Consider the following 17911-nt stretch of genomic DNA (forward strand, 5'->3'; position numbering starts at 1 on the left):
ACGGTCAAGATGTGGCGGGACCTGTCTGCTGCTCGGGGCCGGGTAGCGGTCATGATTCTGGCGATCACGGTGGCGATGTCCGGTGTGGGTGCGCTGCTCATCGCCCGTACGGTGATCGTCCGTGAGGCCGAGGCGGTCTATGCCGGCACCAACCCGGCGAGCGCGACTCTGGAGGTCGAAGGCGGCGTCGATGCCGCCCTGCTCGCCCAGGTTCGCGCCCGACCCGGTGTCACGGACGCCGTGGCGCGTCAGACCGTCCTGACCCGGGTCCGGGTCGGTGACCAGTGGCGTCGCATGCTGCTGTTCGTCATCGCGCCGGACGATCCGATGCGGGTGGCGAAGCTGCGCATGGAGTCCGGTGCCTGGCCGCCAGCCGACGGTGAACTGCTCCTGGAACGTACCGCGGGGCCGGTCCTGGACGCGGCAGTCGGCGACCGCCTGGCGGTCGCCGGACCCTCCGGTGCGACGACGGAGGTGCGGATCGCCGGCACCGTGTACGACGCCGCGTTGGCCCCGGCCGGGCAGGAGAGCGTCGGCTACGGCTATCTCACCCCGGTTGGGCTGGCTCGTCTCGGTTTCACCGCTTCGGCCGACGAGCTGCGTATCGTCACGGCCGAACGGGACGAGGCCACTGTGGCGGCGACCGCGACCGGCGTCGCGGCATGGCTGACCGCCCAGGGCCGCGAGGTGCATCTGATCCAGGTACCTCCGTACCAGCATCCGCACCACAGCCAGTCCGAGACGATCACCGGCATGTTCCTGGCCTTCGCCATCGCGGCCCTGGTTCTCGCCGGAGTCCTGGTGGCGGCGACACTCGGCGCGATGCTGGCAGCACAGACCCGTCAGATCGGCATCATGAAGACCGTCGGCGCCACCACCGGCCAACTGCTGCGGGTCTACCTGGGGGCGGTTGCCGCGATCGCCGCGACCGCCACCGTGCTGGCCGTCGTCCCGGCACTGCTGGCCGGTTACGGGCTGACCGGGCTGGTCGCCGAGATGCTCAACGTCGAGATCACCAACCGGGCGACGCCTTGGTGGGTGCCGGCGGCGTTCTTTGCCGTCGGACTCGTGGTGCCGCTGGCGGTCGCGCTCGTACCGCTCGTCCGGGCGGCCCGGATCACCGTACGGTCCGCACTCGACGAGCATGGCGCCGGGACGAGAGTGGGAACTCGGCGCGGCGACCGGTGGCTGACCCGGCTGCGCGGTGGCCGGCTCAGCGCCCTCGCCCTGCGCAATCTGCTGCGCCGCCGAGGCCGGCTGGCGCTGACCCTGGCACTGCTGGCCGCGGGCGGGGCGATGTTCACCAGCGGGCTCAACAGTTCTGCCGCCTGGCGGAGCTGGGTCGACGACGGCATGGCCCGCCGGGCGTACGACGCGCAACTGCGGCTCGCCGCACCGGCGTCGGTCGACACCATCACCAGGGCCGCGAGCGTCGTCGACGGCGTGATCGCGGTCGAACCGTTCGTGTCACTACCGGCGACGCCGGCCAGCGCGGACGGGCAGATCGAGGTGGAGCGCACCTACCCCGACGACGGACACGGCCGGTTCCTGCTCGCCGCGCTGCCGGTGCCCACCCGCATGGTGGACTTCGAGGTCACCGCCGGTCGCTGGCTACAGGCAGCAGACACCGACGGCGTCGTGCTGAACCAGAGCGCCGTGTCTCGGCTCGGCGATCCGCGCGTCGGCGACGAGGTGCACCTGGCCGTCGACGGAGTGGTCGGGCGGTGGCGGCTCGTCGGCACTGTCGCGGAGGCCGGCGGACCCGCCACCGCGTACACGAGCCCGCAGAGCGTCACCCGGTTCGTGGACCCGGGGACCGCCAACATGCTGCACATCGTCACCGCCGGAGATACCGCGGCGGTCACCGGCGCGGTGGAGGGGGCGCTCACCAGCGCGGGGCTGACGGTCGGCGAGTCGATGCTCACCGAGGACCTGCGCACGGCGATCGACGAGCACGTGGCCATCTTCATCGGCACCCTGCTCGCACTCGCCGCGCTGATGGCGGCTGTCGGCATCCTCGGGTTGGCCGCCACGATGAGCATCACCGTCACCCAACGCACCCGCGAGTACGGCATCATGCAGGCCATCGGTGCCCGTCCCACAGTCATCCGCCGCATGGTCGTCCTCGAAGGCACTGTCACCGGTCTGCTCGGCTCGCTCGTGGCCATCTCCCTCGGAGTGCCGCTGTCCATCCTGGTGGGCGAACTGCTCGGCCGGATCTCCTTCGGGCTGCCGTTGCCGCTGCGACTCTCACCGGGCGGACTCGTCGGCTGGCTGTTGCTCTCCATCGTTGCGGCGGCCGCCGCGTCGCTGGTCGCGGCGCACCGAGCGGCTCGGCTCACCGTGCGGGAGACGCTCACCTACCAGTGAACCGGTGCCGGACCGGCGGAGGCACTATCGTGCTGGCGTGCAGATCCGTTTCGACGTACCCGCCGATCCCGCCTATCCGGGCCGGGTGGCCGCTGCGCTCAGCGGTGCTCAGGCGCGGAGGTACCGCCTGATCGGCGCGGTGCTGGTGGCGGTCGGTGTGATTGGTTTTGTCGTCTCGCGGGGGTTCGGGTGGGGCGCGCAGACGCTGTCGGTGTGGATGACGCTGGGTTTGGGTGGTCTGCTGGCGATGCTGTACTGGCCGTGGCTGCGGTGGCGGGCCCGCCGTCGCTCCAGCGGCTATGCCGTCGAGGGCGGTTACGACATCACCGAGGACAACATCATGATGCGCAGTGGGTCGGAGTCCGGCGGCATCGCCTGGGACGGAGTGACCCAGGTGCGGGCCACCCCTGAGTTCTGGATCGTGTACGTGGGGCGGATGCCGGCGACGGTGATCCCGCGCCGCCTGATGTCCGCCGAGGACGCGGAGACACTGCGCGCCTACATGGCCGGACGTGGGCTGCTTCGGACGTGACCTGATCTGTGGGGTCGCGGGCGACCGGGCCGGGTGGCCGCCCGGGGCGCGCGCCATCTCCGCACGCCCCGGGCAGGTTCAGCACTGTCAGGGGGTGAGCACGACCGTGGAGATGCTGCGGGCGCCGACGTTGACGGAGACCTGCCCGCCGTTGACGGTCACCGGCTGACTGGCCGCGTTGGCGTTCTGCGAGGTCAGGTAGTGCTCGGCCCGGGAGACGTTCTGCGGCACCTGGATCACCGCATTGTTGACCGCGCTGGTCGAGCGGTTCAGGATCACCAGCGTGGTCTTTCCGCCGCCGGTGTAGGCGGTGACCTCCAGCGGCGCGGCCTTGCTGCTCTTCGTGAGGGCGACCCGCTGGTAGCCGGGACGGACGTACTTGGCGTACTGCGAGAAGGCGTACCCGCGCTTGAGCGGGGCTCCGGCGGTGGTGCCGAAGGCGGACTCGCCGTCGCCGATGAAGGAGTAGTAGCGCTTGCCGTACCACCACACGTAGGCGGACCAGTTGGCTTCCATCGACCTGTGCACCGTACGCATGATGTCGTCGAGGGTCTCGTTCCAGACCGTCTGGTTACTGGGGTTGCCCCAGATGTTGGAACCGTTGCCGTCGGCCTCGTGCAGGTTCCACTCGGTCATCCATACCGGCTTGTTGTGCTGGTCGGCCAGGGGGTAGGAGCGTAGCCGACCGGACGCTTCGGTGCCGTACAGGTGGCCACCGATGTAGCCGATGTTGTTGCGGGCGGTCGCGTCGTTGAGGGTCGGATCGGTGTAGGTGTAGTTCAGGTTCACCGCCTCAGCGACCATCAGCCTGGTGTTCTGCACCCGTGTCCCGTGGTCGCGTACGAAGTCGCGCAGCTCGGTGCCGCTCCAGTCCATCGAGTCGTAGTCGGGGTGCCAGTCCGGCTCGTTCTGTACAGAGGTGACGTCGATCGTGACGCCCTGGTTGCGCATCGACTGGACGTAGCTGTTCAGATGGTTCGCGTAGTCGTCGTAGTAGTCGGTTCTCAGCTTGCCGCCGTTGGTCCGGCTGTTGTTCGTCTTCCATGCCGCCGGTGCGGTCCACGGCGAGGCGAGGATCTTCACATCGGATCCGTACGACTTGGCAGTCCGCAAGGCGTTCACGTGGACCGGCCACTCGCCGGACTCCGGCGAGATGCCGGTACGGACGATCGACAGGCCCAGCTGGTTGGGGCCCAACCCGACCAGCGTCTGGGTCTCGGCCGTCGACCAGGTGCCGTTGCCCCAGATCGAGGTGGCGGCCCCGAATCCGTCGATCGTCTGGTGGCGGGTGGCGGTGTTCACCGTGATGTCGGCCGGCCCGGTCGGCGGCGGGGTGGTGGGCGACGGCGGCGGGGTGGTGGTGGGTGGGGTGGTGGGGGTGACGCCGCCGGTGCAGGTCACGCCGTTGAGGGCGAAGGTGGTGGGGGCGGGGTTGCTGCTGTTCCAGGAGCCGTTGAATCCGAAGGAGGCGGTTCCGTTGGTGGGGATGCTGCCGTTGTAGCTGACGTTCCTGGCGGTGACGGCGGCGCCGTTCTGGGTCAGGGTGGTGTTCCATGACTGGGTGACGGTCTGCCCGGCGCCGAACGACCACGTCAACGTCCAACTGGTCAACGGGTCACCGAGGTTGGTGATGGTGACGTTGGCGCCGAAGCCGCCGGGCCACTGCGAGGACACCGCGTAGTTCACCGAACAGCCGGCCGCCGCCGCGCCGGCTGGCATCGCCGCGGCGGCGACTGCGGCCGACGCCAGGAGGACGGTGCTCGCCGACACCAGTGCGGCGTTGACTCTGAATCTACTTCTCACACGTCTCATCGCTGATGTGCCCTTCAGGATTGGTGTGTGGGGGTGGAGTCGGGTGACGTCGACTGCCCGTCATGCGCTGAGAACGTTCACCTGCCGGGTTGGCCCGGCTTGCGCGGCCTGCCCGCGTACGTGCCCTACTGGATGGGTGACCAGGTCTGCCAGCTCAAACGGGATTCAACGATCGATTGCCTCCGATCGATGCTTGAGGGCGTGGGAGCGCTCCCGTAATATACACGACGCAGCTGTTAACGTTCACCTAACACCGACGACCGCCAATGTGTATCTGCCATCCCATCGGGAGGATGCCTTATGTCAAGATCCAGACACGTCAATGTCGTCGCGGCATCGTTCGGCGCCGCGCTGCTGGCGTCCACGGCGCTCGTCGTGGCGATGCCGGCGAGCGCGGCGGCGGCCGGCTGTTCGGTGAACTACGCGGTGTCCTCGCAGTGGCCCGGCGGCTTCGGCGCCAACGTCACCATCACCAACCTCGGTGACCCGTTGACCAGTTGGACGTTGACGTGGTCGTTCGGCGCCGGGCAGACCGTCACCCAGTCATGGAACACCACCCTGACCCAGAACGGCGCCGCCGTCACCGCCAGGAACGTCAGCTACAACGGCAGCATCCCCACCAACGGAACCGCCTCCTTCGGATTCAACGGCTCCTGGAACAGCAGCAACCCCGCCCCCACCACCTTCGCCCTCAACGGCGTGACCTGCACCGGCGGCGTCACCCCCACCACCCCACCCACCACCACCCCACCTACCACCACGCCACCCACCACCACCCCGCCGACCACGCCGCCGCCGACCGGTACCTGCAACCTGCCGTCGTCGTACCGGTGGTCGTCGACGGGTGCGCTGGCGCAGCCGCGGTCGGGTTGGGTGTCGTTGAAGGACTTCACCCACGCGCCGTACAACGGTCAGCACCTGGTTTACGCCACCACGCATGACACCGGCACGTCGTGGGGTTCGATGAACTTCGGTCTGTTCTCGAACTGGAACCAGATGGGTTCGGCCAGCCAGAACGCGATGCCGTTCTCGGCGGTCGCGCCGTCGTTGTTCTACTTCGCTCCGCGTAACGTCTGGGTGTTGGCGTACCAGTGGGGTGGGCCGGCGTTCTCGTACCGGACGTCGACGAATCCGACGAACGTGAACAGTTGGTCGGCGCACCAGACGTTGTTCACCGGGTCGATCTCGAACTCGGGTACGGGTCCAATCGACCAGGCGTTGATCGGTGACGACCAGAACATGTACCTGTTCTTCGCCGGGGACAACGGCCGTATCTACCGGGCCAGCATGCCGATCGGGAACTTCCCGGGCAGCTTCGGGTCGAACTACACCACGATCATGACCGACACCACGAACAACCTGTTCGAAGGTGTGCAGGTCTACAAGCTCCAGGGTCAGCAGCGGTACCTGATGCTTGTCGAGGCGATCGGTTCGCAGGGCCGTTACTTCCGGTCGTTCACCGCCACCAGCCTGGGCGGCAACTGGACCCCGCAGGCCACCAGCGAGAGCAACCCGTTCGCCGGTAAGGCCAACAGCGGCGCGACCTGGACCAACGACATCAGCCACGGCGAGCTCATCCGGTCGAACGCCGACCAGACCATGACCGTGGATCCCTGCAACCTGCAACTGCTGTACCAGGGACGGTCACCCAACTCCGGCGGTGACTACGGCCTGCTGCCGTACCGTCCCGGCCTGCTCACTCTGCAACGCTGAGCGGGCTCGATCGTGGTCCGGACACCTCCGGGTGTCCGGACCACGCTTCGCCCTGCCGGATAGGGACCGTGGGGAGGCCACCTCAGCGGCGGCTGGACGTATCCGGCCGCCGCTTTCGCACCAGGTCGACGAGACCGCGCCACACGTGGCCGACCGTGGCAGCGGTGCGGATGGTCACCAGCGGGTTCCAGAAGTCCCGGAAGTGAACGATCCTGCCGTCCCGAAAGCGGACCACGGAGATGTAGACCTGGTGGAACGGTCGTTTGGTGATCACGCCCCTGCCGTGACCCACGAACTCGGCGATGACCAACTCGGGATCGGTCGTCTCGTGGAAGACCAGGCCGGAGAAGCGCACGTCGAACTGCTTCGGGAAGTCCTTCATGTGCTCGTACAGCTGGTGGTGCCCGACGAACCGGGGTCGGACGCCCGGCGGTGGGTACGGAAACTCCAGCACCCCGTCCGGGTCGAACAGGTCGACCCATTCCCGGATCCGTCCTTCGGTGATGTATTCGAGGTTGCGGGCGAACGACGCCTGCGCTCGTGCCCGGCTCTGCTCGGTATCCACGTCTGGCCACCTCTCGATGTCGGTCGTCACGGTTCGGGCTGAGGGCGAGAGACGGTGAGTCAGCCATCGCGCGGCGGGACGAGCGCGGCGAGGTTCCGGTCGATCAGGTTGTCCGGCAACAGCCGGGCGGCCAGGCTCGCGATTCGTACGTCGGGGCCGACCGGGTACCGGGTCCTCGGCCGAGCCGCGGTGAGGGCACGGGCCACCGTCCGGGCGTACTGCCCGGGGGTGGTCCTGCTGCGATGCACCTGGCGTGCGTTGCGGCGCAGGAAGGCCCGGAACGCCGCCCGGTACAACGCCGCGGTCGGCTCCGGCACGCCGTCGATGAGCTCCTCCCCGGCCTGGTCGAGCTTCTCCCAGATCGGCGTACGGATCGCGCCCGGCTGCACCACCGAGACCGTGACACCGAACGGCCGCAACTCGCGCCGCAGACTGTCGCTGATCGCCTCCTTGGCGAACTGCGCCGCCGCGTAGGCGCCCAGGTACGGCAGCGCCACCCGGCCGAGTCCCGAGGTGACGTTCACGATCCGCCCCCGGCCGGCCCGCAGCAGCGGCAGGAACCCCTGGATCGTCTCCACCTGCCCGATCACGTTCGTCTCCAACTGCCGCCGGAACTGCTCACCGGACAGGCACTCCAACGGACCGGGTTGAGCGACACCGGCGTTGTTCACCAGGCCCCAGAGCCCGACTTCGCCGAGCCGCCGGGCCACCTCGTCCACCGCCTGCCGGATCTGACCCGGCTCGGTCACGTCGAAACGCAGCGGATGCAACCGGCCGGCCGACGACTCCGCGAGCAGCCGCTCGCCGTCAGCCGTGGCGCGCACCCCGGCGCAGACCTGGAAACCGATCCGCTCGAGGTGTAGGGCCGCCTCCCTGCCAAGACCGGACGACGCCCCGGTGATCACCACGGTGCGACCCGACGGCGTGATCCCTGCTGCTCTCCTGATCACGGGCGGCTCCGCCCCGGCCGGCAGCCGATCGCGGCGAGCGCAGCGTCGACGCTCGCCTCCACCAGGCCGATCGCCCGCTGCTCGGGCAGTGCGTCGGGCACGTAGGTGAAGTTCCAGAACAAGCGCCCGTGGCTGGTGTTCACCGTGGAGACGAGGTAGCCGCACACGGAAAGGCCGGCGACGAACTGGGCACCGGAGAGCTGCCACGGCCCGATCCGGGCGGGGAAGTCGTACCGGCCGATGTTGGACAGGCACAGGTTCACCGGACCGCTGCGTTCCATCATCTCGATGAACCGCCCGCTGGCGGTGACCGACTTCGGACCGGTGAGCCCGACCAGGTCGATCATGGAAAAGTGGCTGCCCGCCCGGCGACGGGCCGCGAGATCGTCGCTGATCGAGCGGGCGAGCTGCCAGAGGGAGAGCCCTGGACGGTATCTGACGAGGGTGGGCACGGTGGCGACGTACGCCCCCACGGCCCGTTCGGGCACGGCGGGCTCCAGCGCGTCGCGGAAGGTGACCGGGGAGCCGATCGTCACGTGTCCCGGCGCCGGTGGGCCGGTCTCGGCGGTGACGGCCAGCACCATCGCGGCCGCGAGTGCGCCGTGCACCGTGGTCTCCTCCCGCCGACAGGCCACCACCAGCGCCTCGACCTGCTCCGGAGTGAGGCTCCGGGCGAGCAGCCGGGTACGCCGCGCGGTGAACGGCACGAAGTGGCTCGGCACGACCCGGGCCGGACGGTGACGGTGCACCCGGTACAGGTCCCGGAGCAGCAGCCGCCGCAGCCGCAGCGCCCCGAGCACGCCCCGGTACCGGCGGGGAAACATCGCCTCGCAGGCGGGCAGCGCCGGCTCACCCGGCGCGCCCACCGGGTCCGGCACGGCCGACTCGGCACGGTCGACGTCCTGGGTGACGGAGTACGCCGGCTCGGCGAGTTCGATCCACTGCCGCAGCAGCGAGAGCACGGTCGTGCCGTCGGCCACGCAGTGCGGCATGGTCAGCAGCAGATCGTGCACCTCGTCGTCGGGCACGCCGGTGCTGGAGGCCCGGGTGAGCACCACGGCTCGACACAGCGGGCCGGTGCGCCAGTCGACCCGGTCGACGAGCTCGTACTCGTTGACTCGCCGCACCCAGCCCGGTGTCGCATCCGACGAAACGTCCTCGACGTCGGACACCTGATGCAGCGGTATCGGCCGATCGACAGGCACGAACCGGGGGGATCGCCCGTCCGGCGCGGCGGCGATCGCCACTCGCAGCAGCGGGTGCCGTCGGCGCAGGTGGTGCAGCGCGGCGTGGAGCACAGGGGCTGGTAACGGCCCGCGTACCCGGACGCGGGCCACGACGTTGAGCGGTGACACCTGATCGGCGATCCAGTACCAGCGTTCGAGCGGGCTCAACGTCCGCCGTACCTCGGTCGTCGGCACGATCATTTCGGGGTCACCGTCGGGTCCGGGGAGCCGGCGAAGGTGAGTGCGATCTCGTTGCGCCGGTCGAGGAGGCGATCGGGCAGCCAGCGCAGGTAGAGCCGGCGGACCAGGTCGGCGATCGGGTGGGCCAACTGCTCGACCCGACTGAGCGAGTACGCTTCCCGGACCATCCAGCGGGTCCGATCGCGCCGCGCGGTCTCGTAGCGTCGCAGGGCATGGGGCAGATCGACTGCCTGACGTAGGCAGTGGGCGAGGACGACGGCGTCCTCCACGGCCAGCGCCGCGCCCTGGCCGAGGCTCGGCAACATCGGGTGGGCCGCGTCACCGAGCAGCGTCACCGGTCCACAGCCCCACCGGTCAAGGAACGGCCGGTCCCGGGCCGGCACGCTGATGATCGCCGACTCGGGCGTCTGGGCGATAGCGACCCGGATCTCCTCGGCCCAGCCGGAGTACGCCCGCTCGATCTCGGCCTTGCCACCGCGCCAGTCACGGGCCACAGCCGGTGCCATGTTCAGCGTGCCCCACCAGTAGACCCGGTCGCCGTCGAGTTGAACCAGGCCGAACCGCTGGCCCCGTCCCCAGTAGTGGGCGGCGTAGCCGTCACGGATCTTCGGGTGTCGCAACGGGAGGGTCGCCAGCCAGCAGACGTACCCCGGTTCGCGGGGCCGCTCGGGTCCGGCTATCTGCCGGCGGACGGCCGAATGGAATCCGTCGGCACCGATGAGCAGGTCCCCCTCGGCGGTCTGCCCTTCGTGGAAGTCGACCCGGACGTGGTCGCCGGTCACCCGGAACCGCCGGGCCGTGGCGCCGAGCCGCACCGGTGGGTCGCCGGCGGCGGCGAGCAGCGCCTGGTGCAGCTCGGCCCGGTGGATGGCGACGTTCTGTGCTCCGAGTCGGTCACCGAGCCGCGCGAACGAGACGGTCCTGATCGGATCGCCGGTGGCGGTGCAGAGCCGCAGCGCCGGGTAGGCGCGGCCCCGCCGCTCGACGTCGAGATCGAGGCCGAGGGTGCGCAGTGCGACGCGTGCGTTGGCGCTCAGCGACAGCGCCGATCCGCCGGGCCGCATGTCACCGGCTTTTTCGTAGATCTCCACGTCGACACCGACGTGACGCAGGGTGGCGGCTGCCGCCAACCCGCCGATGCCCGCGCCGATGATGAGTGCCTTGGGGCGTCGTCGCCCCGGGCGTCGCGTTCCGTCCGCTGCCGCCATCACCGGCCGCCGCCAACCGGGCTGGATTCGCTCTGGCCGGTCACCGGTGTGGTGGAACCGGCCAGCAGCTCGGCGATCCGGTGGGCCACGTCCACCACGTGTGGCGGGTCCATCAGTGCCAGATGGTCGCCAGGCACATCGAGCACGTCGATCCGGCCCGTGGTCAGTTCACCCCACCCGTTGCGCGGGTCGAGGTGCAGCGACCCGGCGATGTCGTGCATGGGTTTGAGCAGAGGCGGAAGCGGGTCGGAGGCCCGCAGCAGGGTGATGTCCTGGTCGACGACTTCGGGACGGTAGGCGATGATGGCCTCCCAGTTGGCCTTGAACACCTCGAACAGCCGACGCACCGCCGCCGGCGAGTCGCCCGGGCGTAACACCCCGGCGGCGCCGGCCCGGCGGGCGACGAAGTCCAGCCTTTCCTGGGGCGAAGTCAGATTCGACGGAATCGGCTCCAGTAGCGGCCGGTCCTGGTCGAGCGGCATCAGTTCCCAGAAGAACCAGTCGAGCAGCACGTCGTCGGTCACTGGCACCGGCTCGTCGGAGCGTCTGGCGATGGGATCGATGAGGATCAGCTGCTCTACCGGGCGGGCTCCGGTGGGGTCGAGCCGGCGGGCCGCCCGGTTGAGCTGGCGGGCCATCTCGAAGGCCACGACGCCGCCGAACGACCAGCCGCCGATCGTGTACGGCCCGTGCGGCTGGACCCGGCGGATCGCGGCGAGGTAGCTGGCCGCCAGTGCCGGCACGGACCGCAGCGGCTTCGTCCCGGCGGTGATGCCGGCAGCCTGGAGCGCGTGGACAGGCTGCTCCCGGGGCAGGTGCCGGGCGAGCGGCAGGTAGCACAGAACGTTGCCGCCGATCGGGTGGACGAGGAAAAGCGGCGTTCGCTCACCGGCGGCACGTATCGGCACCAGCGGGTCGACCGACGCCGGGTCCGCTCCGCCCGCCCGAAGCAGCGCGGCGAGGCTGGACACGGTCGGGGCGGTGACGAAGGCTGCGACTGGCACGACCACGCCGTACCGCTTCTCGATGAGCGTGACCAGGCGCATCGCGGTGAGCGAGGTGGCACCCAGCTCGAACAGGTTGTCCTGGACGTCGACCTGCGGCAGGTGGAGCAACTCCGCGACGATCTCCGCGAGGACGCGTTCGTACCGGTTGCGGGGCACCGTTGGCCGAGCCGCTTCCATGCGCAGCGGAAGCTCGCGCAGTCGGCGTTCGTCGCGTTTGCCGCTCGGAGTCAGCGGCATCTCCGGTAGCCAGTGGAAGTGGGTGGGCACCAACTGCTCGGGCAGCATTTCCCGCAGCCGGCGCCGCAGGTCGGTGAGGTCGACCCGAGCCGGCTCACCGACGACGAAGGCGGCCAGGAAGGCATCGGCGTTGTCCGGGCGTCGAGCCACCACCGCGGCCTCGCGGATGCCCGGGTGGTGCGTGGCCAGCTTCATCAGCGCTATCTCGGCTTCAAGCGGCTCCACCCGGAAACCCCGGATCTTGGTCTGGGTGTCGGTACGCGCGAGCCAGACCAGGTCGCCGTTGGGCAGCACCCGGGCCAGGTCTCCGGTGCGGTAGAGCCGCGCACCGGGCGTACCGGACGGGTTGGGCACGAACCGTTGAGCGGTCAGTCCGGGCTGCCGGTGGTAGCCCCGCGCCACCTGGACGCCGCCCAGGTACAGCTCCCCGGCGACTCCGGTTGGTACCGGACGCATCCGCCCGTCCAACAGGTACAGCTCGACCCCGGGAATCGCCGGCCCGATCGGGGGGAGATCGGGGAACCGGTCCGGGTCGCCGGTCATCGGGTACGCGGTGACGACGTGGGTCTCGGTCGGTCCGTACTGGTTCTCCAGGACCGCGCCGGCCGGCAGGGCCGCGATGAACCGGCGGATCTCGGCGGTCACCCGGAGCTGTTCTCCCGACGAGATCACCACCCGCAGCGCGCGGGGGTGGATCCCCAGCGTCACCGCGGCCCCGGCGAGTTGCTGGAGCATCACGTACGGCAGGGCGACCCGTTCGACGGACTCCCGGTCGAGCAGTCGCAGCAGCTCCGAGGTGTCTCGCCGCTGCCGTTCGTCGATGAGTTGGAGCGTCCCGCCGGCACTGATCGTGGTGAAGATCTCCTGGAACGACACGTCGAAGCTGAGCGGTGCGAACTGGAGGGTGACGCCGCCGGCTGCCGCACTGGCCGCTCCCGTCTGCCACGTGTGCAGGTTGCCGAAGGCGGCGTGGGACATTGCCGCCGCCTTCGGTACGCCGGTGGAACCGGAGGTGAAGAGCACGTAGAGCAGGTCGTCCGGCCGGTGCCGGGGCAGTGGGGCCGGTGTGACGACCCGAGGCGGTGCGAGGAGGTCCTCCACGACCAGCACGATCCCGGGCCGGCCCACCAGTTCGGCGTGCGACCGGTCCGCGATGATTCGGACCGGTCGCGCCTGGGTGAGCATCGCCGCGATCCGCTCCGGCGGGTAGGTCACGTCCAGCGGTAGACAGGCCGCGCCGGCACGGACGACGCCGTAGATCGACGCGATCATCTCGGGGGAGCGGCCCACCGCGATCCCGACCAGGTCGCCCGGACGCACCCCGGCGTGGATCAGCGCGTACGCGATTCGGTCGACCTCCTGCCGCAACCGCGCGTACGTCCACCGACGGGTCCCGGCCGCCACCGCCACGGCGTCCGGCGTGTGCCGCGCGTGATCGACGAGGCGGCGGACGATGTCGCTGTGCGGCCCGCTCGCCGGCCTGACCGGACCGGCCGTGACCACCGGCGTGGCCGGGGCCAGGAACCCGAAGTCCGGTGCGGCGTCCGGTTCGTCGGTGATCCGGGCGAGGATCCGCAGGTACGTCTCGGCGATCAGGTCGGTCTGCGCCCGGGTGAACGTCCGGCGGTCGGCGTCGATCCGCAGTGAGATGCGCTGCTCCGCCGGGTGGACGAAGACGTTGAGCAGCAACGCGAAGTTGGTCTCCTCCCAGGCGTCGAAACCGAGCAGCGTGATCGAGGGAAGTCCGAGCAGCGGCGCCAGGACGTGCATGTGCACGTAGTTGAAAGCCAGCTCGAAGACCTGCCCGCCGCCCCGGTCGTGCTGGATGGCGTGCAGCGGATAACGCCGGTACGGCTGGCACTCCTGCTCCCGCTGGTGCACCTCGCGGACAGCTTCCAGCCAGCAGGGGTGCTCGGACCGAAGACGCAACGGCACCGTGTTGAGGAAGAGCCCGGCCAGCCGCTCCGCTCCGTCCCGCTCGGGTCGGCCGTGGGTGACCAGCCCGACGGTCACGTCCGTGGCGCCGGAGTACAGCCGCAGCGTCAGGCAGTAGGCGGCGAGGAACACCGACTTCAGCGGGAGTCCGTGATCGTGGGCGAAGGCGCGTACCCGCTGCTCCAGACCCATCGGCAGCGGGACCAGCTGCGTCGGCGACTCATCGTCGCCCGGCGGCTCGTACTGCCGGAAGCCGTCGAGCTGGGTCAGCTCGGCGCCGTCGAGCCGGTCGGCCCAGAATCGCCGGGCCGACGTGGAGGCGAGCGCGCGGCGTTCCTCGACGACGTATGCGGCCGGGCCGGGCAGCGTCGTCTCGGCGACCGCCTCGATTCCGGTGCCGATCAGGTGCAGGTAGTCGCGGAACAGGTCACCGACAACGGTGGCGACGCTCCAGCCGTCCAGGAGCACGTGATGGAAGCTGAACACCAGGTCGACCACGCCGGAGGGGAGGACATGTGCCCGGAACAGGAACAGCGGCGGCTGGTCGAACGCGTACCGGTGGCGGCGTCGTTGTCGCATGTGTGCCAGCACCTCGGCCCGGGCGGCGTCCGGATCGAGGGTACGCAGATCAGCGATGTCGAGGCCGCCGGCGATCCGGGTGTGCACGATCTGCAGCGGTTCGGTGCAGCCACCCACGTCGAAGGCGGAGCGCAGGCCCGGGTGCCGGGTGACCAGCCGGTCGTACGCCGCGCGGAAGGCGTCCTCGTGCCACGGCATCCGGACCTCGTAACGGAAGACGTCGTGGTAGGCGGTGGCTGTCTCGTGCTCGCTGCTGTGGTAGAGGAGCCCGAGTTGGAGCGCGGTGGCGGGAAAGGCGTCCGCTGCGTCGCCGAGCCGGGCCCGGTCGAGCGGGGACACGAGCGCGAACGGGGCCTCCGCAGCGGGTGGGCTGGGCGATAGGTCGGCCGGCGCAGTGCGTCGGGCGTACTGCGCCAGCGCCGCGATGGTCGGATGTTCGGCCAGATCGGCGAGGGTGAAACGCAGGCCCTGGCGTTCCGCCTCGGCACGGATGCGCAACGCCAGGATCGAGTCGCCGCCGATGGCGTGGTAATCCTGGTGGATGCCGACCGACGGCAGGTCCAGCACCCGTGACCAGATCGTGGCCAGGGTGCGCTCCACGTCGTCGCGGGGCGCCTGCGCCGGCTCCTGATGCGGCCGTGCCGCCGGTGCGGGCAACGCCGCGACGTCGAGCTTGCCGTTCGTGGTGAGAGGCATCCGGTCCAGCCGGCCGAAGAAGGCGGGCACCATGAAGTCCGGCAGGTGGCGCAGCAGGTGGCCGCGCAGTCGCACCGGGTCGAGGTCCGCCTCCGCCACGTAGTAGCCGACCAGGTGGAGGTTCCGACCGGCGGAGGTACGGGCGACGACCGCGGCCTCGCGGATCCCCGGGTAGCCGACGAGCACCTGCTGGACCTCGCCGGTCTCGACCCGGTTGCCCCGGATCTTCACCTGCCCGTCGAGCCGGCCGAGATATTCGAGGTTGCCGTCGGCGAGCCACCGGGCGAGGTCACCCGTGCGGTACATCCGGCCCTCGCCGCGCACCGGGTCGGTGACGAACCGGGTGGCGGCCGGCGCCTGCCCGCCGGTCCCGGTCCCGCCGACCCCGGCGCGTCCCAGGTAGCCCCGGGCGACGGCGACCCCGGCGACGCACAGTTCACCGGGTACGCCCACCGGCTGCGGCTGGTCGTCCCGGCCGAGCACGTAGAGCCGGACGTTGTCGATCGGTCGGCCGATCGGCACGCGTCGCGTCGGCCGGTCCGGATCGGGGTGGCACTCGTGATGTGTGACGTCGACCGTCGCCTCGGTCGGCCCGTACAGGTTGATCAGCCGGGGCCCGGCGGAGGGGTCGGTGCCGGGCGGTCGGTGGAACGACCTGTGGAACTGGTCGACCCGTCGGGCGGGCAGTTCCTCACCGCTCGCGAAGACCAGCCGGAGCGGGTCGGCCTGCCGGCGCAGTTCCGGTGCCTCGGCCAGCAGGTCGAGGAACGGCCCGAACATCGACGGTACGAAGTGGATGACGGTCACTCCGTGCCGTGCCACGGTGGTCACCAGCGTGCGGGGATCCCGGTGCGCCCCGGGGCACGGCAGGACGAGTCGAGCACCCGCGAGCGCCCACCAGAACAGCTCCCACACCGACACGTCGAACGTGATCGGGGTCTTCTGCACGAGCACGTCGTCGCCGTCGAGCGGGTAACAGCGCTGCATCCACGCCAGCCGGTTCACCACCGAACGGTGTTCGACCATCACTCCCTTGGGGTCGCCTGTCGATCCCGAGGTGTAGATGACGTACGCGAGGTCGGTGGGCCGGGCGGACGGTGCGACCGGGTCGCTCGGGTAGGTGGTCAGCGCGTCGAGGCAGCGCACGGTCAGGCCCGGGACGGCATCCGGGCCGCCGCCTTGGGAGGCCGGCTGCGCACCGCAGGTCAGCAGGACCTTCGCGCCGCTGTCGGCGAGCAGGTACCGGATCCGGGCCGGCGGATGATCTGGGTCGACGGGGACGTACGCCCCGCCCGCCTTCAAGGTGCCGAGGATCGCGGCGAGCAGCGACGCCCCCCGCTCGGCCAGGATTGCCACCCGGTCGTCGCGGCCGACGCCGTCGGCACGCAACGCCTGCGCCACCTGGTTGGCTCGCGCGTCGAGGTCGGCGTAGCTGAGCGTCTCGCCGGTACCGTCCACCACCACGGCGATCCGGTCGGGTGTCCGGGCTGCCTGTTCCTCGAACAGAGCGTGGAGTGTCGCCTCGGTCGGATGGTCCACGTCGCAGTCGCCGTGCGCCCCGGTGACCTGGTCGAGTTCGGCGTCGCTGAGCATCGGGATCCGGTTCAGGGGCACGTCGGGCCGGTCGAGCGCGTGGTTGAGGAGGGTGACGAGGTGTCGGCCCAACGCCTCGGCGGTGAAGTCCTCGTCGAACACGTCACGGGAGTAGTCGAGGTCGACGGTCAATGTGCCGTCGTCGTGCTCGTTGACGAGCACGGCCAGAGCGTTCTGCTCACCTACCCGGCTGGCACCGAGTGTCCGGTGGGCGATGCCGGGAATCAACTCCGGACGTGGCCAGCGTAGCCAGGAGAGGGTCACGTCGTAGAGCTGACGGGGCCCATGGGGTGGGGTGACTTCGCGCAGCAGTTCGCCCCGCGACAGGCGTTGATGGGTACGCATCGAGCGCAGGGTCTGCTGCAGCTCGGCCGCCAGTGCGAGCATCGTGCGGGTACCGGGAACCGCGACCGGCACCGGCAGTTCGTTGGCGAAGTGGCCGACGGTGTGCCGCTGCGCGTACGTGCTCCGGTTGAGCATCGGCACGCCGAGCACGACCTGTTCGGCCCGATGGATACGACCGAGGCAGACCGCGAGGGCCGCCGCGAAGACGGTGAACGGCGACTGACCGGTGGCCCGGATCCGGTCGACGAGCTCCGGACGTAGGGGAAAGCTGTGCCGGGCGGTCCGGTAACGGCCGGTGGTACGAGGGGCGAACAGGGCTGGGGTGATGCCGTCAAGGCAGGCGCGGAAGTGTTCGACGTCCCGCTTGCGCTCAACGGATCCGGCGTAGTCGGCCATGTCCCGCACCAGGTCCAGGTAGGACGGGCGTCCGCCCGCGACCGGAGCCGTTCCCGCGAGGGCCGCCGCGTACCCGGCGCAGACCTGCCGCAGCAGCAGCCGGGCGCCCCAACCGTCGGTGACCAGGTGGTGGGCGTTGAGGTAGGCGTACGCGACGGACTCGCTCTCCCGCAGCAGGGCCAGCCGGTAGAGCCGGTTGCGGTGCAGCTCGAAGGGCTCGGCGAACGACTGTGCCATCCAGGAATGGCACGCCTCGTGCGGGTCGGGGGCGCTGGTGAAATCGTGGACCTCGACCACTGCCTGCTCAGGCTCCACCCATTGGAAGGGCAGTCCGTCTTTTTCGTCGAAGCGTAATCGCAGCGCGTCATTGGACTCTATCGCCTGCCGTACGCAGCTGAGCAGGAGCCCGTGGTCGAGGGGGCCGACGAACTGTTCCCATCCGCACACATTGAACTGCGGGTTTTTCGGAGACAAACGGCTTGCTACCCAGATGTCTGATTGGTATGTGGTTAACGACGTACGGCCCGGATTGATCACTGGTCACCT

At 70.1% G+C, this 17911-nt stretch carries 9 protein-coding genes; 3 read left to right on the forward strand and 6 right to left on the reverse strand.

The genetic code is table 11. The annotated features are described in order from the left end of the window. Positions 1–51: 51 nt before the first annotated feature. Both O7624_RS28545 and O7624_RS28550 read left to right on the forward strand, forming a co-directional pair. Complete coding sequence (locus O7624_RS28545) at positions 52–2370, forward strand: ABC transporter permease (RefSeq protein WP_282238060.1); 2319 nt, start codon at positions 52–54, stop codon at positions 2368–2370. A gap of 37 nt (positions 2371–2407) precedes the next feature. Continuing rightward, positions 2408–2902: a YcxB family protein gene (locus O7624_RS28550; RefSeq protein ID WP_282238061.1), complete on the forward strand. Its 495-nt coding sequence runs from the start codon at positions 2408–2410 to the stop codon at positions 2900–2902. An 87-nt stretch (positions 2903–2989) separates the two neighbouring features. Here the strand turns inward: O7624_RS28550 and O7624_RS28555 are convergent, their stop codons facing one another. Beyond that, positions 2990–4714 (reverse strand): cellulose binding domain-containing protein, encoded by a 1725-nt coding sequence (locus O7624_RS28555; protein ID WP_282238062.1) that lies wholly within the window; start codon positions 4712–4714, stop codon positions 2990–2992. A gap of 300 nt (positions 4715–5014) precedes the next feature. Between O7624_RS28555 and O7624_RS28560 the strand changes: the two genes are divergently transcribed. Next, positions 5015–6427, forward strand: a complete 1413-nt coding sequence (locus O7624_RS28560) for a non-reducing end alpha-L-arabinofuranosidase family hydrolase (RefSeq protein WP_282238063.1) — start codon at positions 5015–5017, stop codon at positions 6425–6427. A gap of 82 nt (positions 6428–6509) precedes the next feature. Here O7624_RS28560 and O7624_RS28565 read toward each other — a convergent pair whose 3' ends face one another. From O7624_RS28565 to O7624_RS28585, 5 genes are read right to left on the reverse strand one after another with little or no spacing between them, the layout of a single operon-like run. Beyond that, a complete protein-coding gene (locus O7624_RS28565; RefSeq protein ID WP_282238064.1) occupies positions 6510–6992 on the reverse strand; it encodes a nuclear transport factor 2 family protein in 483 nt (160 codons plus the stop codon). Positions 6993–7051: 59 nt separating this feature from the next. Beyond that, positions 7052–7942 (reverse strand): SDR family oxidoreductase, encoded by an 891-nt coding sequence (locus O7624_RS28570; protein WP_282238065.1) that lies wholly within the window; start codon positions 7940–7942, stop codon positions 7052–7054. Beyond that, positions 7939–9369 carry a hypothetical protein gene (locus O7624_RS28575; RefSeq protein WP_282238066.1) on the reverse strand — a complete coding sequence of 477 codons (1431 nt, stop codon included), beginning with the start codon at positions 9367–9369 and terminating at the stop codon, positions 7939–7941. Before O7624_RS28575 ends, O7624_RS28570 begins: the two co-directional genes overlap by 4 nt. Next, positions 9366–10577 (reverse strand): FAD-dependent monooxygenase, encoded by a 1212-nt coding sequence (locus O7624_RS28580; protein ID WP_282238067.1) that lies wholly within the window; start codon positions 10575–10577, stop codon positions 9366–9368. The genes O7624_RS28575 and O7624_RS28580 overlap by 4 nt, the downstream gene beginning before the upstream one ends. Next, the gene (locus tag O7624_RS28585) at positions 10577–17902 is read right to left on the reverse strand and encodes a non-ribosomal peptide synthetase (protein WP_282238068.1); all 7326 of its coding nucleotides are present in this window, start codon (positions 17900–17902) and stop codon (positions 10577–10579) included. Before O7624_RS28585 ends, O7624_RS28580 begins: the two co-directional genes overlap by 1 nt. Positions 17903–17911: the final 9 nt, after the last annotated feature.

This window comes from Verrucosispora sp. WMMD1129, assembly GCF_029581255.1.
GTDB lineage: Bacteria > Actinomycetota > Actinomycetes > Mycobacteriales > Micromonosporaceae > Micromonospora > Micromonospora sediminimaris.

Coding starts and splice junctions, on each gene's coding strand:
- O7624_RS28580 (WP_282238067.1), bottom strand. CDS start 10,577: ATGGCGGCAGCGGACGGAACGCGACGCCCGGGGCGACGACGCCCCAAG.
- O7624_RS28545 (WP_282238060.1), top strand. CDS start 52: ATGATTCTGGCGATCACGGTGGCGATGTCCGGTGTGGGTGCGCTGCTC.
- O7624_RS28560 (WP_282238063.1), top strand. CDS start 5,015: ATGTCAAGATCCAGACACGTCAATGTCGTCGCGGCATCGTTCGGCGCC.
- O7624_RS28555 (WP_282238062.1), bottom strand. CDS start 4,714: ATGAGACGTGTGAGAAGTAGATTCAGAGTCAACGCCGCACTGGTGTCG.
- O7624_RS28575 (WP_282238066.1), bottom strand. CDS start 9,369: ATGATCGTGCCGACGACCGAGGTACGGCGGACGTTGAGCCCGCTCGAA.